The sequence below is a fragment of the Tenacibaculum sp. IMCC1 genome (genome assembly GCF_054906355.1).
In genome coordinates this window covers 1,155,001-1,172,318 of sequence record NZ_CM142818.1, presented here as the reverse complement: position 1 = coordinate 1,172,318, position 17,318 = coordinate 1,155,001, and the positions used below count along the sequence as shown (strand labels likewise).

The 17,318-nt window shown below is 31.7% G+C and carries 20 protein-coding genes, 1 tRNA gene and 1 pseudogene (1 of these 22 running past the window's edge); 13 read left to right on the top strand and 9 right to left on the bottom strand.

Annotated features, from left to right (window positions below):
* Positions 1 to 160: 160 nt before the first annotated feature.
* A complete protein-coding gene (gene ribH, locus ACXIHB_RS05370) occupies positions 161 to 667 on the bottom strand; it encodes a 6,7-dimethyl-8-ribityllumazine synthase (RefSeq protein WP_047790451.1) in 507 nt (168 codons plus the stop codon).
* Entirely contained in the window at positions 667 to 1,452 is a 786-nt protein-coding gene (locus tag ACXIHB_RS05365) for a tetratricopeptide repeat protein (protein ID WP_437824146.1), read from the bottom strand. Before ACXIHB_RS05365 ends, ribH begins: the two co-directional genes overlap by 1 nt.
* 113 nt (positions 1,453 to 1,565) lie before the next feature.
* Here ACXIHB_RS05365 and recF point away from each other — a divergent pair, with 113 nt between their 5' ends.
* Positions 1,566 to 2,645, top strand: coding sequence for a DNA replication/repair protein RecF (gene recF / locus ACXIHB_RS05360; RefSeq protein WP_437824148.1), 1,080 nt, complete (start codon positions 1,566 to 1,568; stop codon positions 2,643 to 2,645).
* 37 nt (positions 2,646 to 2,682) lie between these two features.
* Positions 2,683 to 2,982, top strand: coding sequence for a DciA family protein (locus tag ACXIHB_RS05355; RefSeq protein WP_047790448.1), 300 nt, complete (start codon positions 2,683 to 2,685; stop codon positions 2,980 to 2,982).
* Positions 2,983 to 3,566: 584 nt separating this feature from the next.
* Here the strand turns inward: ACXIHB_RS05355 and ACXIHB_RS05350 are convergent.
* From ACXIHB_RS05350 to ACXIHB_RS05335, 4 genes are all read right to left on the bottom strand, one after another.
* Positions 3,567 to 4,250 carry a hypothetical protein gene (locus ACXIHB_RS05350; RefSeq protein ID WP_462099119.1) on the bottom strand — a complete coding sequence of 228 codons (684 nt, stop codon included), beginning with the start codon at positions 4,248 to 4,250 and terminating at the stop codon, positions 3,567 to 3,569.
* Positions 4,251 to 4,359: 109 nt separating this feature from the next.
* Positions 4,360 to 4,920 (bottom strand): hypothetical protein, encoded by a 561-nt coding sequence (locus ACXIHB_RS05345; RefSeq protein ID WP_349264318.1) that lies wholly within the window; start codon positions 4,918 to 4,920, stop codon positions 4,360 to 4,362.
* A gap of 170 nt (positions 4,921 to 5,090) precedes the next feature.
* Positions 5,091 to 5,918: a hypothetical protein gene (locus tag ACXIHB_RS05340; RefSeq protein ID WP_462099118.1), complete on the bottom strand. Its 828-nt coding sequence runs from the start codon at positions 5,916 to 5,918 to the stop codon at positions 5,091 to 5,093.
* 134 nt (positions 5,919 to 6,052) lie between these two features.
* Entirely contained in the window at positions 6,053 to 6,499 is a 447-nt protein-coding gene (locus ACXIHB_RS05335) for a hypothetical protein (protein WP_462099117.1), read from the bottom strand.
* Between the two features lie 524 nt (positions 6,500 to 7,023).
* Between ACXIHB_RS05335 and ACXIHB_RS05330 the strand changes: the two are divergent.
* The 4 genes and pseudogenes from ACXIHB_RS05330 to ACXIHB_RS05315 form a co-directional block, all read left to right on the top strand.
* A pseudogene (locus ACXIHB_RS05330) lies at positions 7,024 to 7,195 on the top strand (IS110 family transposase); the annotation flags it as partial.
* Positions 7,196 to 7,595: 400 nt separating this feature from the next.
* Positions 7,596 to 8,072: an Hsp20/alpha crystallin family protein gene (locus tag ACXIHB_RS05325; RefSeq protein ID WP_047790445.1), complete on the top strand. Its 477-nt coding sequence runs from the start codon at positions 7,596 to 7,598 to the stop codon at positions 8,070 to 8,072.
* An 86-nt stretch (positions 8,073 to 8,158) separates the two neighbouring features.
* A complete protein-coding gene (locus tag ACXIHB_RS05320; protein WP_047790444.1) occupies positions 8,159 to 8,389 on the top strand; it encodes a YodC family protein in 231 nt (76 codons plus the stop codon).
* Positions 8,390 to 8,440: 51 nt separating this feature from the next.
* On the top strand, positions 8,441 to 8,908 hold the full coding sequence (locus ACXIHB_RS05315) for a hypothetical protein (RefSeq protein WP_462099116.1): 468 nt from the start codon (positions 8,441 to 8,443) through the stop codon (positions 8,906 to 8,908).
* Positions 8,909 to 9,045: 137 nt separating this feature from the next.
* On the opposite strand, the gene ACXIHB_RS05310 is transcribed toward ACXIHB_RS05315, so the two are convergent.
* Positions 9,046 to 9,465, bottom strand: coding sequence for a nucleoside-diphosphate kinase (locus ACXIHB_RS05310; RefSeq protein WP_028892988.1), 420 nt, complete (start codon positions 9,463 to 9,465; stop codon positions 9,046 to 9,048).
* A gap of 108 nt (positions 9,466 to 9,573) precedes the next feature.
* Entirely contained in the window at positions 9,574 to 10,581 is a 1,008-nt protein-coding gene (locus tag ACXIHB_RS05305) for an alkaline phosphatase D family protein (protein ID WP_349264314.1), read from the bottom strand.
* Between the two features lie 81 nt (positions 10,582 to 10,662).
* On the opposite strand from ACXIHB_RS05305, the gene ACXIHB_RS05300 reads away from it, so the two are divergent.
* From ACXIHB_RS05300 to ACXIHB_RS05280, 5 genes are all read left to right on the top strand, one after another.
* Complete coding sequence (locus ACXIHB_RS05300; protein WP_047790443.1) at positions 10,663 to 11,691, top strand: DHH family phosphoesterase; 1,029 nt, start codon at positions 10,663 to 10,665, stop codon at positions 11,689 to 11,691.
* Positions 11,681 to 12,220 carry a gliding motility-associated peptidyl-prolyl isomerase GldI gene (gene gldI / locus ACXIHB_RS05295; protein ID WP_047790442.1) on the top strand — a complete coding sequence of 180 codons (540 nt, stop codon included), beginning with the start codon at positions 11,681 to 11,683 and terminating at the stop codon, positions 12,218 to 12,220. Before ACXIHB_RS05300 ends, gldI begins: the two co-directional genes overlap by 11 nt.
* A complete protein-coding gene (locus ACXIHB_RS05290; protein WP_159494562.1) occupies positions 12,217 to 12,942 on the top strand; it encodes an FKBP-type peptidyl-prolyl cis-trans isomerase in 726 nt (241 codons plus the stop codon). Before gldI ends, ACXIHB_RS05290 begins: the two co-directional genes overlap by 4 nt.
* Positions 12,943 to 13,030: 88 nt before the next feature.
* On the top strand, positions 13,031 to 14,080 hold the full coding sequence (locus ACXIHB_RS05285; RefSeq protein WP_462099115.1) for a peptidylprolyl isomerase: 1,050 nt from the start codon (positions 13,031 to 13,033) through the stop codon (positions 14,078 to 14,080).
* A gap of 2 nt (positions 14,081 to 14,082) precedes the next feature.
* Positions 14,083 to 14,655, top strand: a complete 573-nt coding sequence (locus ACXIHB_RS05280) for a phosphatase PAP2 family protein (RefSeq protein WP_462099114.1) — start codon at positions 14,083 to 14,085, stop codon at positions 14,653 to 14,655.
* Between the two features lie 115 nt (positions 14,656 to 14,770).
* Here the strand turns inward: ACXIHB_RS05280 and ACXIHB_RS05275 are convergent.
* A tRNA-Ser gene (locus tag ACXIHB_RS05275) sits at positions 14,771 to 14,855 on the bottom strand.
* A gap of 294 nt (positions 14,856 to 15,149) precedes the next feature.
* On the opposite strand from ACXIHB_RS05275, the gene aroC reads away from it, so the two are divergent.
* Together aroC and ACXIHB_RS05265 are read left to right on the top strand one after the other, a co-directional pair.
* Entirely contained in the window at positions 15,150 to 16,211 is a 1,062-nt protein-coding gene (gene aroC / locus ACXIHB_RS05270; protein ID WP_462099113.1) for a chorismate synthase, read from the top strand.
* 211 nt (positions 16,212 to 16,422) lie between these two features.
* Positions 16,423 to 17,318, top strand: partial view of a PA0069 family radical SAM protein gene (locus tag ACXIHB_RS05265; protein ID WP_394421698.1) — the 5' portion only. Its footprint extends 169 nt past the window's final position; 896 of the gene's 1,065 nt are visible here — the first part of the coding sequence; it begins with the start codon at positions 16,423 to 16,425; its stop codon lies off the right edge, out of view.

Below are 17,318 nucleotides of genomic sequence, written 5' to 3'. Positions count from 1 at the left end.
AATAGCTTAAGTGGAACAAAAATCACACCAAATAAGACGAATTCCAAAGTTACTGAATTATAGAGAGGTGGTCAAAAAATGTGTATAAATTAAAGTTAAAAAGCGTTTAGATTCCAAAATCTAAACGCTTTTTAATAATATTTAACTATAACAGAATTAATTAAAAACCTAATGATTTTGATGGACGTTCTTGATTTTTAATTGCTGCCATTTTAACTGCAGCTACTGCACATTCAATTCCTTTGTTACCTAGTTTACCGCCTGAACGATCAATAGATTGTTGTTTGGTGTTATCGGTCAATACACAGAAAATTACAGGAACATCGTACTTAATGTTTAAATCTACAATTCCTTGAGTAACTCCTTCACATACAAAATCGAAATGCTTGGTTTCACCTTGGATAACATTTCCAATGGCGATAATAGCATCTAATTTTTGTGTTTCGATCATTTTTTTACATCCGTACACTAATTCAAAACTACCAGGAACATCCCAAGAAACAATATTTTCCTCTGTAGCTCCACAATCTAATAAAGTTTCAATAGCACCTTTATGAAGGTTTTTAGTGATTTCAGGATTCCATTCTGAAACAACAATCCCAAATCGAAAAGACTTCGCATTTGGGATTGTTGCTTTATCGTAATAAGATAAATTTGTTGTTGCCATTATTGAGCGTATTTTGCACTGTTGATATACTTTTCAATATCTCTTCCTTGATCAGAATCAGCGTATTTTTCTTTAATGGTTGTGTATAATTTTTCAGCTTTACTGTATTCTTTTAAATCCATTGCAATTTGAGCTGCTTTGAATAAAAATAAAGGCGTAGTAAATTGATTGTCTTTTTTATTAGCTGCCTGTTGGTAATAGTCTAAAGCATCTTTTGGCTGATTGATATCAGCAAAAGCATCACCAATAGCTCCTAAAGCAGTAGGCCCTAATAGCTCATCATCTGAACTAAAGCTGCTTAAATACTCTATAGCTTCTTCGTATTTTTTTATTTTTAGGTAAGAAATACCTGCATAATAGTTTGCTAAGTTTCCTGCTTTTGTGCCACTAAATTGATCAGCAATATCAATAAAACCATATTTTCCATTAACTCCTCCTATAAGAGCTAGGTTATAGATAGAATCAGCTTTGGCTCCAGCAAAAGTTGAAGCTTCATCAAATAAAGCTCTAGGGTATGCTAATTCGTTAGAAGCTTCTTGTTGTGTTGGCTCAGCAATAAACTTGTTATAAGCTAAGTACACTAAAATTAAAGCTGCAACAGCTACCAATCCGTAAAATAATGGCTTGCTATTTTTTTCAATCCATTCTTCTGATTTATTCGCCGTATCATCTAAAGTATTAAATACTTCAGCAGTAGTACTTTGAGATTCATCAAATGTTTCTTCTACTTCTTGTGTAACCTTTTCTTTCTTAGGTTTGTAACCTCTTTTCTTGTATGTAGCCATAATTGCTTAAAAAATTAGTGGCGACAAAAATAGTTTTTTTAATTGGATTTTAAAAGTCGTTTTTTCGTAAATTTTCGATAATTTGCGCTTTCTTTTAGTAACAGGGCTCATTCATGTATTTACAAAAACTTTCTTTGGTAAACTTTAAGAATATTGAATCTCAAACTTTTGATTTTCAAAAGAAAATTAACTGTTTTGTAGGAAATAACGGTATTGGAAAAACCAATGTGTTAGACGCAATTTATTACTTGTCATTTGCTAAAAGTTACTTTAATTCGATTGCAGGACAGAATATCCGACACGGTCAAGATTTTTTTATGGTTGAAGGAGATTATTTGTTAAACGACCGACAAGAAAAAATTATCTGTTCCTTAAAAAGAGGTCAGAAAAAAGTATTGAAACGCAATGGAAAAGCCTACGAAAAATTTTCTGAACATATAGGGCAGCTACCGTTGGTGATTATTTCTCCTGCGGATAGGGATTTAATTGTTGAAGGAAGCGAAACTCGTCGTAAATTTATTGACGGAGTAATTTCTCAACAAGATAAAAAGTACTTGCAAATGTTAATTTCGTACACTAAAACGGTGAGTCAGCGAAATGCATTGTTGAAGTATTTTGCTGCCAATAGAACATTTGATGCGTTAAATTTAAAAGTATACGATGAGCAGTTAATTGAGTATGGAACGGTTATTTATAACAAAAGAAAAGCTTTTTTAGAAGAGTTTGTGCCTATTTTTAACGATAAGCATAAAATTATTTCTGGAGCAAACGAAGAGGTAAATTTACGTTATAAAAGTCAGTTGCACGAGGTGTCTTTAGAAGTTTTGTTGCAACAAAACTTAGAAAAAGATAAGATGCTGCAGTATACATCTGTTGGAATTCATAAGGATGATTTAAATTTTGAAATAGAGGAACATCCTATTAAAAAATTTGGTTCACAAGGACAACAAAAATCGTATTTAATAGCATTAAAATTAGCGCAGTTTGAGTTTATTAAAAAGCAATCTAATGTAACCCCTATTTTGTTATTGGATGATATTTTTGATAAGTTAGATGAAAACCGTGTTGCTCAAATCGTCGATTTAGTGAATAGTGATGAATTTGGACAAATTTTTATTACAGATACACATGCCGATAGAACAGAGGAAGTGATAAAAAAGAGTAACCAAGAGTATCAGATTTTTAAATTATAATCTTAGTTGCAAGAAAACAAGGCAAAAAGCAAATCAAATGGCTAAAAGAGAAAACGATAGTTTTTCAATCAAAGATTTAATGGGAAGCTTTATTCAAGAGAATAATAAGTTGAAAAAAGGATTTCAAAAAATTCATATTGACGAAGCTTGGGAAAAATTGATGGGTGCAGGAGTGGCTTCGTATACCAGTGAAGTAAAACTACAAAACGGCACTTTAATTGTTCGTTTGTCTTCCTCGGTACTACGAGAAGAGTTAAGTTACGGTAAAGATAAGATAATACGTATGATTAATGAGGAAATAGGAGAGGAGCTTGTTAAAAAATTGATGTTGGTGTAGGGTATAATGTGTGTATTATAGCTAACGTGATTGTATAAGCGTAGTGCGAGGTTAGGAGCACTTCACTTTTGTTTAACCTTAAGGTTATAATAGTCTATTTTTCGTATTTAACACTCTACTCCGCATTACGCTTATACTTTGTTGGTAGTAGTTTTTTTCCAATTATCATTTGAGAATAATAAACCGAAATAGAAATTACCATACTTGGCACTATAAATAACAGTAGGTCATATAAAATTATTTCAAAACCATATTTAAAAGAGCTTATTAAAATTATGACCGCTAATAATATATTTATTGTAATAAAAAGTAATAAATGTTTTAAGTAATTTTTTATTAAAAGTATTGAAAGTGGTGCAAGCCACCAAAACATAAAAAAATAGAAATAGTAACTATAATTTACGTAACAACTGATTTCGGTAAATTCTTTTATGTGATTACTAAGTATTCCTTCGATTAAAGGAAAAACAAACTGTCCAACTAAAAGCAGTATTAGAAAATTAGACAAACAAGATAAAAAATAAAATTTTCGCATTCTGTATATAAAAGTATGTGTGATTGCTATTATTTAGTTCTCTTTTTCCTTAAAGTGTTAATGCCCCATCACATTCTATACTCCCCATATAAGATCTACCCCTACCTCTGCCTGCGCCGATAGAGCAAAACCCATCATCAGCAACCCAATATTTTTGAATACTTGTAATAATTTCTACATGTCCTTTTCCAAAAACAACAATATCTCCAACTTTAACATCTTTATAATTTTTTCTTTTTCTTAAAGAAGATTTACCCATATAGATTTGTTCTGGGTCATAATAATGATTATTTGATGAAGTAAAGTTATTTAAACCGTATAAATAAATAGCATCACCAACAAAAACATTACAAAGCCAACGTTTTCCGTTTCCTAAATCACTCCAGAACACACTGTATAAGTTTATTTTCCATTTACTCATACAAGCTTCTCTTAATCTAGAAAAGTGAGATATATTGTCTAAGTTAATTCCTCTCCCTTCATATCCAAATCCAGCAAGAGTTGAAATTGTCATTCGTTGCTTCATACTAAGGTTATTCCATTTTCGTTTTCTCTCAGATGATTTTAATTTTTTCCAATCTATAAGACTTGGAAACATAGGTCTTCTTGTAGCTCCATCTAAATTTGGATTTGGAGAAAAAAACCAATTCTGTTTTTTTTCATGGTATTCCCAGTATGAATCCATTATTTCTTTATTTGTTCCTAATTGTTTTGCTATTTCTGCTAATCGCATCTTTTTCTCTTTATTTTTTAATTACAGCAAACGGTTTTGGATATAATTAGTGTGGGAGTTAATAAGCACTTATTAGCTATGTTTTATACACCTTATTAGGTGTAGTTATTTAATTTCTAATGGTTATTTCTTTTTTCCATATATTAGAACGAATGTCACCTTCAAAGACAGAAATAATTACTTTTCCTTCCCTTTGAAATGCTACTTCCATATCAGCACTTCCAGACTCGGCATCAAATTCCTGTCTTCCTCCATTTTCAGGTTCATAGGTTTTTGCAGTCCAATTTCGTATTTGACTTATTGAAAAATTCCATGATGCACCGTCGTCTTGTTTGTGAAGTCGTTTAGGTCCTTTTAATTCTACAAGTATTTTTTCATTTTTTGGTATAATTGCCCTCAAAGAAACTTTCTCGCCTTTTTGGACACTTAACGTTGAATTTGCAAGTATATTTCTACCATTTTTTCCTGTTTCTGGATATACAAATTCACTTGGGTCATCACTTGAAGGACTATCTTCTTTTGAATTTATTTGCTCTTTTAATATCTCTATTCTTTCTTTATAAAATATAGCTGCAAGTCCCCAACCTGCGGCAAAAAATATTGTTGCAATTGTGATCACTTTCCCAATATTTTCGGCAATCCAATCCCAGTTTTCTCTTATAAAATCCATATTTATATTTCGATTTATATGTGGTTTTAATTACATCTAACGGTTGGGCTATGAGCAGTTGGGGATTTCAAGCCTTAACTGTTCAGTTTTGCACCGACCTTTGTTACATGTTTATACTTTCGTTTTATCACTTTCACCCCAATTGTTTATAGCCATTGTTGGGCACAGTTTTATTCCCATTTGTACGATTCATCAAGTGTTCTACTTTCCTTAATTTCCTTTATTAAACCTTTGCGTTCGGCTTTCCCAATTAAATGATTAGCTAAGCTTTCGGCAGATTCTTGGTCAATACCTGCTCTTCCCATGAATGCAATCCAAATTGGCTGTTGTCTTCGAGCACCATATTCTTCAAGAATGAAATCGGTCAAGTCTGATTTCGAGAATACTAAGTTTCCGTTTTCTTTGTTAAAGTCATTAAGTATTTTATTCTGAGTTCTCTCAGTTTTCAGTCTCTTGGAAAGGTTTTTCTCCCTTGTTTCTTTCATTGAAATTAGCATCCAAAACATTAATGTGTAAACTAAAATCAAAGCCCAAATCAATGTAGATGTGCTATTCTCAAAACGTATATACTTGCTGAGTACAGGATGGTCTTCAACAGTTTGAGGAAATAACCAAAGAAATGATAACAGCCCTGTAACTACTGATAAAGATATTTTCGGAAGCAAAAGAGCTTCTCTTTTCTCTTTATAGTATTCATTCAGACTATCTGCAAACTGTTTTTCTGCTACATTGTTAGAATTGCTAGCGGTTAAATCCTTTACAATTTTTATTAAGTCAGTAACTTGTTCAGTGGTTACTAAATCAGTCGAAGTAGAATTACTGAAAAACTCAAGCCCGCTTTTAATTTTTTCAAAATATTCGCCATCAAAATTTTCCTCACCAACTTTATCTGGATGTGCTTCTGCTAATTTTTTTTTAAGTTCAGATTTGATGTCGTTTTTGTCAACTCCATTCAGCTCGAACTCCTCTTTTATATGTTCTATTGATTCAAATTTCATTTTCTTTAATTGTGCCCAACGGCTTCGTATAACCCGTCAGTTATCGGACTAATTTAGCCAAAAGTTTTTAGTTATTTACTAGTTTAAGCAATTCTGAGTGGATTCGGACGTAGTCGAATCCGCCGTAATTGCGGTTATACATTGTTACCCAACGTTTTTTCTTTCCGTTCAATATGGTGAAATTCTTGAGTTTCTTCCTTTTCCGATTTATATTCTTTTTCGTCCGTTAGTATCCAAGACTTTAAATTCAGATATAGTTCTGTAATTCCTTTCGTTCGAGACTTCATTTTTCCAGTAGTGAATTCAACTTTAAATTCGGCTTTTACTTTTGCTTCTTTAATAAATTCCGTTTCGATATTGTGCTTTTTTAAATCGTCCGCAAACCATTCCGAAATTTCATAAAACATATTAAAGTCAGTTTTCGATTCCGCATTGTTGAGTTTTTGAGTTCTATTCAGGAAATCAAATTCAATAATTCCACTTTCCAATTCAACCAAAGATCTCATATCGTTCACTAGTTTCCAACCTGCGAACATATCGCAAAAAATATCTGTATGATGTTGAAGTCTTTTCCTTCTCATTGTTGATTGGTCAAATGTTGGGTAACTAGTTTATATACGTAATGAAATTACTGTTACATTCTCTTAACGGTAGGATAAGCGGAACTTTTAGCAATTTTTATACGTTTTCAAATATATTAAAATCAACAGGTTACTTAAAATAAAGTTATTAACGAGTTATTACTATTTGTTAATTAGTTATACAACTCCAACAAACTTACTACAAGATGTGTCCAAAATCTTACGGAATACCATAAGCTAAGTTATTTAGGGGATAAAAGATGTTTTACGGAGTAGCAACAGTGCTATATCTAGCTGTTGACACACTTTATTGAATACTCCCCAACGAAACCATCAGCGCGTCACGCTGAGCTTTCCTCAACACAACGAAACCGTCAGCGAGCTTCGCTGGTCTTTCCTCAAGGCAACGAAACCATCAGCGAGCTTCGCTGAGCTTTCCTCAACACAACGAAACTATCAGCGAGCTTCGCTGGTCTTTCCTCAAGGCAACGAAACCATTAGCGAGCTTCGTTGAGCTTTCCTCATCAATATGTAAGTACAATAAAGAGTGTAGAGAGCTTTATGACCGAATTATTGCTAGGGTAAAAGTAAAAACTTGCTTTAATAGCGGTGTGTAATAAGCTACTAAAACAAGCTTTTGCAATAGTAAAAAGTGGTTTGCCTTATGATGAAAATTACAAAAGCACGTTGGTTTAAAAAAAAATAAAATTTACTTGTTTTTACTTCAGTTCTTCCTAATACTACTATAGTAATATTTTTCTCACACTATTTTTTAAATTAATGACAATTTTTTAAGAACCCGAATCCGTTTTAATGATTTATGCTCAATACTAACGAAGTTATTGTGAATTAAATTTAAAACAAGCTAAGTGTCTGTTTTTTAGTGTGTTGATAAGTTTTTAATATGACAAAATGACCTTTTTTTAATAAAAAATAATAGGTGACTGTAAAAATAACAGTCGTATGTTAAAGAAAATTAAAAGTTAATAAAAGAAGTTGTGTCGTTTTTTATTTTGGCTCATTATTTGCAAAATAGGTGATTGAAATCACTTAAGGTTTCGTATTTGAAATAATGTTTAATTAAAATTTTGTAATTATGAGCAATTTAATTAATGTTCCTAAAAACGGAAGTTTAACAAGCACTAATTCAAACGTAAACTTCCCTAACTTGTCTAGTTGGCTAGATGATGTGTTTAATAGAGATCTTCCAGCTGTGTTTACATCAAACTTTAATACAGGAATTACTTTACCTAAAGTAAACATTAAAGAAACAGCAGATAGTTATATTGTAGAAATGGCTGTTCCTGGTTTAAGCAAATCTGATTTTCATATAAATATTGATAATCAAATATTATCTATTAGCACAGAAATAAAAGAAACAAATGAAGAAAAACAAGAAAACTATACTCGTAGAGAGTTTGGATATTCTTCGTTTAAAAGAACATTTACGCTACCAGAAAGCGTGAATGATGATAAGATTAATGCTAGCTACAAAGATGGTATCTTAAACATCTTTTTACCTAAAAAAGATGAAGCAAAACAAAAACCAGCTAGAACAATTAAAATTTCATAATGGTTTTTTATCCTTAAAGGAGGTAAGGAGGCTGAATTATCAGCCTTCTTTATAAATATTTTCCTATTAATTTAATATACAATCATATGCCTAGAAAATTTAAATCAGGAGATTGGGTGAGATTAAAAGGTAGTAATAAAACTCCAAAGATGGAAGTGCTCAAATACATCCTAAAGAAGGATGCCTTATTAGGGGTGAATAATAATGATACTTATTTAGAGTGTGTTTGGTATAAAGAAGGTGAACGAAAATCAAAAATATTTCATCAAAACAATTTAGTGAAGTCACCAGAAACAGGAGGTTTATATAAGGTGTAGAAGTTTAATTAACCTTATTGAGTTTACGAATTGTTTAACAAAAAATTAAAAATGATGAGAAAGTATATGTTATGTATGGTCTTGGCTTTGTCAACTATTAGTTGCAATGGTCAAAAACACAGACAAAAAGAAAGTGTTGAGCGTATAGAAAAACAACCTAAAGGAAGTTGGAAAGTTGATAAAGAGTTTGATGAAATTGGAAACTTGATACGTTATGATAGTATTTATACCTGGTCACTTAACAACAATGAAACAAATCTTTCTTCTATAGACAGAGATAGTTTGTTAAAATCATTTAAATCTAAATTTTTTACAAACTTTTCAGAATTTCAAGCGCAAGGATTTGAAGATGTCTTTTCTGAAGACTCTCTTTTTAGTAAACATTATTTTAGTAATGATTTTTTTAAAAGTAATTTTGGTAGAGAGTTTATGGAGATAGATAAAATAATAAAACAAATGGAAGATAAGCAGAAGAAGTTTTTAGAAAAATATCAGTCTGAATTTATAAACCCTAAATAAGCTAATTTAAATTAGCTAAAAGGATGCATTTTGCTTAGTAAAGGGAAAATAATTAGAGAAATATTTATAAAAAAACTCGCTACAAAACTGTAGCGAGCCTTTATAATATCTATAAATTCAGTAATCTAAATTAAAGATTAAAACATTTCTCTACCAGAAAAGTGGAAAGCACCTTCGATAGCTGCGTTTTCATCAGAATCAGAACCGTGTACTGCATTTTCTCCAATAGAAGTAGCATATAACTGACGGATAGTTCCCTCAGCAGCTTCAGCTGGGTTTGTAGCACCAATTAAAGTTCTAAAGTCTTCAACAGCGTTGTCTTTTTCTAAGATAGCAGCGATGATTGGTCCGCGAGTCATAAACTCAACTAACTCACCAAAGAAAGGACGCTCGCTGTGTACCCCGTAAAAAGTCTCAGCATCACGCTTCGTCATTTGTGTTTTTTTCATAGCTACGATTCTGAAACCTGCAGCATTAATTTTTTCTAAAATTGCACCAGTATGTCCGTTTTCAACAGCATCTGGTTTAATCATTGTAAAAGTTCTATTTGTTGCCATTATTAAATGTAATAAATATCAGTATATGATAAATTTCTTAATTGTTGTTGATTATGCAAACTTTGCATAAATCGGCGCAAAAATACACTTTTTAATGTTATTAGCAAGTTAAGGGTATACTTGGTTGATTTCTTGTAAGATAGATTTGTTTTTACCACGCATTTGAAAGGTTACTTTTTTAGTTTTTAAATCTAAAAGCAACGTTCCATAGCTTAAAGAATTTACAACATTTCCTATTCTGAAGTTGTTTTCTTCTGAAGAAAATGAAGAATAAGCATGTGTTAACCCACTTGAAGTGAAATCTATAAGAGGATAAGCAAGTCCTTCAATAGTTGTTTTAGAAAACTCAGAAATATGTCTATCTCCAGAAAGAAGAATTACGTTGGTGTTTTTAGCTTTTTTAATTAAACTGAATAAATTAGCTACTTCATGAGGAAAGTTACCCCATTTTTCAAAACCATGTTCTTTTGATAAGATTTGAATACTGCTTACAATTATAGTAAAAGTAGCAGTAGAGTTTGTAAGTTCATTTGTAAGCCATTTCCATTGTGTATCGCCTAAAACAGTACCTTCGTTGTATTCGTTAGGTTGAAAACGTTGTCCGTTAGTACCTCTAGTAAGTGAAGTTCTAAAATAGCGAGTATCTAAAACAATAATTTTAACACTACCATCTTTTGTGTTGAAAGTTTTAGAGTGGTAAACGCCTCGTTGTTTTCTTCTAGGAGAATCTTTAGGGACATCTAAAAAATCTAAAAATAATTGTTGACTTTCGTCTTTCATTTCAAATTCTACACCTGCATCATTTTTACCATAATCATGATCATCCCATGTAGCAAGAATTGGAACTTTGGTAGTTAGTTCTTTATATCCTTTAACCTTTTTTTGACTTTTATACATGCGTTTCATTTTACGCATGTTATTAGTATCTGCATAAATATTATCTCCACCCCAAATCCATACATCGGGTTGAAGTGATAGAATGTTTTCCCAAAAAGGATTGTTAAGTTTTTGGTTATTACAAGATCCAAAAGCAATGGAAAATGTATCTTGACTAAAAGATAGAAAAGGGATACTTAGCAAAAAGGTTAATAGGGTAATAAATTTAGTATATTTCATTAAGTTTTAATTTTATAGCAAAGAAACAAAAAGCAATACATAAAAAGGTTAATATAGCATTAATTTGTATCTTCGCCACTTATGATTTTAAAGCATTTTACAGAATTAAAAGAGTTCTTATCTAAACCTAGGAATATTGTAATAATTGGACATAGAAACCCAGATGGAGATGCAATTGGTTCAACATTAGGTTTAAAACATTATTTAGACAAAAAAGGACATACGGCACAAGTGTTAATGCCAAACGAATATCCTGATTTTTTGCATTGGGTTCCAGGGTCAAAAACTGTTAAGCGTTTTGATCGTCAAAACAACCAATCTGTCAAAGCTTTAGCGAAGTCTAACATTGTTTTCTTACTAGACTTTAATGCGTTACATAGAGTAGGAAGTGATATGCAAAACACTTTAGAGCAATACGAAAACGATTTTGCTTTAATAGATCACCATCAACAACCAGACGATTTCATGTATATGTATTCAGATACTTCCATGTCTTCAACTTGTCAAATGGTATACAACTTTATTGAAATGATGGGAGATGTAGAGTTAATAGATAAAAATATAGCAACTTGCTTATATACGGGTATTATGACCGATACAGGTTCTTTCCGTTTTAGATCTACAACAAGTACCACTCATAGAATTATAGCAAATTTAATAGATAAAGGAGCTGAAAATGATAAGATTCACAGTAATGTACACGATGCAAACTCTTACAATAGATTATTGTTGTTAGGGCAAGCACTTAGTAATATGAAAGTTTTACCAGAATATAAAACAGCATTTATAACACTTACTGAGGAAGAAAAGAGAAAATTTAATTACGAAAAAGGAGATACAGAAGGGGTAGTAAACTATGCATTATCTTTGAAAGGAATTGTATTTGCTGCCATTTTTATTGAAGATGAAGAACAAGGAATTGTGAAAATATCTTTTCGTTCAAAAGGAAAATTCTCTGTAAACCAGTTTGCACGTAATTATTTTAATGGAGGAGGACATGATAATGCAGCTGGAGGTAGAAGTGATGATAGCTTGGAAAATACGATAGCAAGATTTAAGTCGTTATTACCTACATACCAACAAGAGTTAGAAAAATCGTATGAAGCATAAAATAATACTTTTTGTTTTTACAGCTATACTTATAGTGTCTTGTAAAGAGCCGCAAGCAAGAAGACCAAAGCAACACGGTACAACAAATTTTTATAAAGAAGTTCTTAAAGAGAATAAGAAACTAAACGCTTTAGAAAAAAAACGTTTAGAAGAATGGGTGGCTAAAGATACTCTTAAAGAATATAAAACTTCACCTAACGGTTTTTGGTATACATATATTACTAAAGATACATTAAACTCAAGTTCTCCGAAGTTTGAAGATTTAGTTATGTTGTCTTACAATATAGTAAGTCTGAATGGAGATGTTCTTTATGAAACAAAGGAGAGAAGTTATAAAGTAGATAAAGAAGATTTTATTCCTGCATTACAAGATGGAATAAAGTTGATGAAAAAAGGAGAAACTATTACATTTGTCATTCCATCATACAGAGCTTTTGGAGTTACTGGAGATGGAAATAAAATAGCTGTAAATCAGCCAATACAAAGTACAGTAACATTAATCGATATAAAATCAAAAATAGAAGAATGAAATTAACCAACATTTTAGCAGCTACAGTTGTAGGTTTATCAATTGTTTCATGCAGTAACGGTCAGTTTAAACAAAAAAGTTCATTAGCAACAGAAGTAGACTCTGTAAGCTACGCTTTAGGCTTAGATATGGCTAATAAAATAAAAATGAATTTTGATGATATGGATCAGGATTTATTTGTGCAAGGTTTTAAAAATGGTATGGATTCTACAAACCTATTAGTAGAGTCAAAAGATATAAACAATATTTTAAGAGCATTTTTTCAAAAGAAGCAACAAGAAAAAATGAAACAAATGCAAGAAGAGCAAGCTAAAAAAGCAGAAGCTGAATTTGGAGATAACAAAAAAGCAGGAGAAGAGTTTTTAGCAACAAATAAAGCTAAAGAAGGAGTAAAAACTACAGAGAGTGGTTTACAGTATGTAGTTTTAAAAGAAGGAGAAGGCGAAGTTCCAACAGCAAACTCTAGAGTAAAAGTTCATTATCATGGAACTTTAATTGATGGAACTGTGTTTGATAGCTCAGTAGAAAGAGGTGAACCAACTGAATTTGGAGTAGGACAAGTAATTAAAGGATGGACAGAAGGTTTACAGTTAATGAAGCCAGGAGCAAAATATAAATTCTTTATTCCTCAAGAATTAGCCTATGGAGCGCAACAAAGAGGACAACATATTAAGCCTTTTTCAGCTTTAGTTTTTGAAGTAGAGTTATTAGAGATAAAATAAATAAAACTTAAATAGTTGATAATTAATTAGGTTAGCACTTGTTGTTAACCTAATTAATTGTTTATATGAGAAAATAAAAACGAAATAAATGAAATTATTTAAAATTGTATTTGTTGTATTGATAATGTTTGTATCATGTAAATCAGCGAAATACCCTAATTTAGAAAACGGGTTGTATGCAGATATCCAAACAAACAGAGGAGATATCTTAGTAAAGTTTTTTTATGATAAAGTTCCAATGACAGTAGCGAATTTTGTAGCCTTGAGTGAAGGAACACATCCTAAAATGATAGATTCGTTAAAAGGAACACCGTTTTATGATGGAACGAAGTTTCATAGGGTTATTAAAGATTTTATGATACAAGGAGGGGATAGAACAGGAACAGGTGCTGGTGATGCGGGTTATACATTTGCTGATGAATTCCCAATGGATGAACAAGGAAAGCTGTTGTATAAGCACGACGGACCAGGGGTGTTGTCTATGGCAAACTACTCAAGACCAGTTACCAATTCCAGTCAATTTTTTATTACACACAAAGCAACACCTTGGTTAGATGGTGGGCATTCGGTTTTTGGTCGTGTTTTGCAAGGTCAGTCAGTAGTAGATGCCATTCAGAAAAATGACTATATAAAACAGATAGAAATTTTAAGAATAGGAGAAGAGGCGGCTAAGTTTGATGCTCCAGTAGTTTTTGAAAATGAATTAGCAAACGTTGAAAAGAAAGAAGAAGAGAGAAAGAAAAAGCTAGAAGAGTTAAAACAAAAGTATCAAGAAGAACAAGGAATTAATGATGCAATTACAACTGATTCTGGTTTGAAAATTTTGTCATTACAAAAAGGAAGTGGAAAAAAAGTAAATCCAGCATTACCAACAACAGCGCATTATACGCTGTATTTAGCAGATGGAAGAAAAATAGACTCTAGTTTAGATAAAGGAGAAGCTTTTGTTTTTACTGTAGATGACGAAAACTTTCCATTAATAGCAGGTTGGAAAGAAGGAGTGAGAAAAATGAGAGAAGGAGATAAAGTACGATTGTTTATACCTTCTTATCTAGGATATGGAGACCGTAGAGTAGGACCGATACCTCCAAAATCGGATTTAATTTTTGAAATAGAAGTATTAAAAGTAGGAAAGTAATCGTGATAGAAAATATTATACAAAAAGATAAAGAGCTTTTAATTTATCTTAATAGCTTAGGAAATGAGCAATGGGATAGTTTTTGGTTAACAATAACCAATCAATTTACTTGGACACCTTTGTTCGCTTTTCTGCTGTTTTTAGTGTTTAAACAGTTTGGGTGGAAAAAAGGATTATTTACGATATTATTTATAACGGTTATTGTTGCTTTTTCTGATCAATTTACAAACTTGATTAAAAATTCTACTGAAAGAATTAGACCATGTAATACTGAAGGCTTGAAAGAGTATTTGAGAAACTTTACATATAGGCCAAGAGGGTATAGTTTCTGGTCTGGTCATGCTTCGTTATCTACTACAATAACAACTTTTATAATTCTATTGTTGAGAAAGCACATTAGGTTAATTTATTTAATGGTTTTATTTCCTTTGATTTTCGGATACAGTAGGATATACCTAGGTGTACATTTTCCAGTAGACGTCGCTACAGGATATATTTCAGGTATAATTTTAGGAACATTATTTTATTTTGGATACTTAGCTCTTGAGAAGAGAGTTGGGTTAGGGAAAGAATAGTATTAAGATTATAAGAAACGTTACTGTTTCTAATTAATAAAAAAAGCTTACAAATTTGTAAGCTTTTTTTCTTTAATCCCCTAAAAAAAAATCCGAAGCTTTCGCTTCGGACTTGCGGAGAAAGAGGGATTCGAACCCCCGGTCCTGTTACAGACAACGGTTTTCAAGACCGCCGCATTCGACCACTCTGCCATTTCTCCTGAGTGCCTCATCAGATATATTTCCTGATTGCGGGTGCAAATATATGACCTTTTTTCAATTCTAAAAAAGTTTTTTGATACTTTTTTTAATAAAATTTAAGCTTTAAAAGTGTTGTGAAACGTAATGCTTTTGCTATCAATAAGTTTGGTGTGAAATAAAATTAAAAAAAATTTAAATAAAAAATAAACTGAATACATAATAGGATGAGGTAATGGATTAATCGATAATTATAAGAATGAAAATTATCGTTTTTAGTAAATAAATTCTACCTTCGTCTTATTAAATAGTAAGGTATGTTTAATTCATTCGGAAATATTTTAAAGTTAACTACATTTGGTGAATCTCATGGAATAGCGATTGGAGGTGTGATTGATGGATTCCCTGCAGGAGTAAAAGTTAATTTTGATGCTATTCAGCAAGAGTTAGATCGTCGTAAGCCAGGGCAATCTAAAATAGTAACACAGCGTAAAGAACCAGATACAGTTGAGTTTTTGTCGGGTATTTTTGATGGAGTGACTACAGGAGCCTCAATAGGTTTTGCAATAAAGAATACAAATCAAAAAAGTAAAGATTATAACCATAATACAGATGTGTACCGTCCTTCACATGCCGATTACACGTATGATAAAAAATACGGAATTAGAGATCATAGAGGTGGTGGACGAACATCAGCAAGAGAAACAGCCAATTGGGTTGTGGCAGGAGCGCTAGCAAAGCAATTAATCAATCACATTAATATAAATGCATTTACATCATCAGTAGGAGACGTTTTTATGGTAAAGCCATATCAAGATTTAGACTTTTCTAAAATTGAAAGTAACATTGTCCGTTGTCCTGATGAAGTATCAGCAGAAAAGATGATTGCTAAAATTCATGAAATACGTAAAGCAGGTGATACTGTTGGAGGAACAATAACATGTGTAGCACAAAATGTACCTGTAGGTTTAGGAGAACCTATTTTTCATAAATTACATGCAGAGTTAGGAAAAGCCATGTTATCTATAAACGCTGTAAAAGGATTTGAGTTTGGAAGTGGTTTCTGTGGAGCAAAAATGCAAGGTTCTGAGCATAACGATATTTTTAATCCAGACGGAACAACACGAACTAACTTGTCAGGAGGAATTCAAGGAGGGATTTCTAACGGAATGGATATCTATTTTCGGGTAGCATTCAAACCCGTAGCGACAATAATGCAAAATCAAGCAACAACAAACTCAAAAGGAGAGGCTACTGAGATACACGGAAAAGGGAGACATGACCCTTGTGTAGTACCAAGAGCAATACCTATTGTAGAGGCATTAACAGCTTTAGTACTCGCCGATTTTTGGTTAATGAATAAAACTAGAAGAATTTAAAATTAAAAACACCATTTTTTTAAAATGGTGTTTTTTGTTTATAACAATTTTACCTATTGTTAAATAAATCATTTTATTTTAAAGTAACTTTACAAAGTCACTTCGGATGATTTCGTTACTCTATCGAAATTGTATCGAGAAGTTTATACGAACCTGTTCTCGATAAAGTCATTCTAAAGACAATTTTATAATATTTTATTTAGATATGATTATGGACTATATTAAAGGGCGTGGTGCACAACACAACACGCACAATAAATTTATACAACATCAACACGAGGTGTTAGATGACTTTTTAAATTATTGCGAAGCTGAAAATGAATCAGCAGATAATAATAAAACAACCTATTTAGAAATTTATCCCAAAACAATTTTAAATAAAGTAAAAAGTCCAGACATTGGATTTTCATATTCAATGAATCCATACCAAGGCTGTGAGCATGGATGTATATATTGCTATGCACGTAACACGCATGAATATTGGGGGTATTCAGCAGGATTAGATTTTGAACGTAAAATATTGTATAAAACAAATGCACCAGAACTATTAGAGAAAAAACTGCGAAGTCGTAATTGGCAACCCCAAAATATTATGTTTTCAGGAAATACAGACTGTTACCAACCAATAGAAAAGAAGCTTGAAATCACACGAAAAATGCTACAAGTGCTGTTAAAGTTAAAGCATCCAGCAAGTATGATAACAAAAAATGCACTAATACTTCGTGATTTAGATATCTTAAAAGAAATGGCAGCTATGAATTTAGTGAGAGTGAATATATCAATCACATCGTTGTTAGAAGAAACAAGAAGAGTAGTAGAGCCAAGAACAGCAACAATCGAAAAAAGATTAGAAACAGTTAAGACGCTAGCGGAAAATAATATTCCAGTTAATGTTATGATGGCGCCAATTATACCTTCAATCAATAGTCATGAAATATTACCATTAGTAAAAAAAGTAAGTGAGTTAGGAGCAACATCAGTTGCATATACAATAGTACGTTTGAATGGAGCGATAGGGGAAATTTTTACCAATTGGGTAAGAAAAACCTACCCAGATAGAGCAAACAAAATACTACATCAAATAGAAGACACGCATAAAGGCTCGTT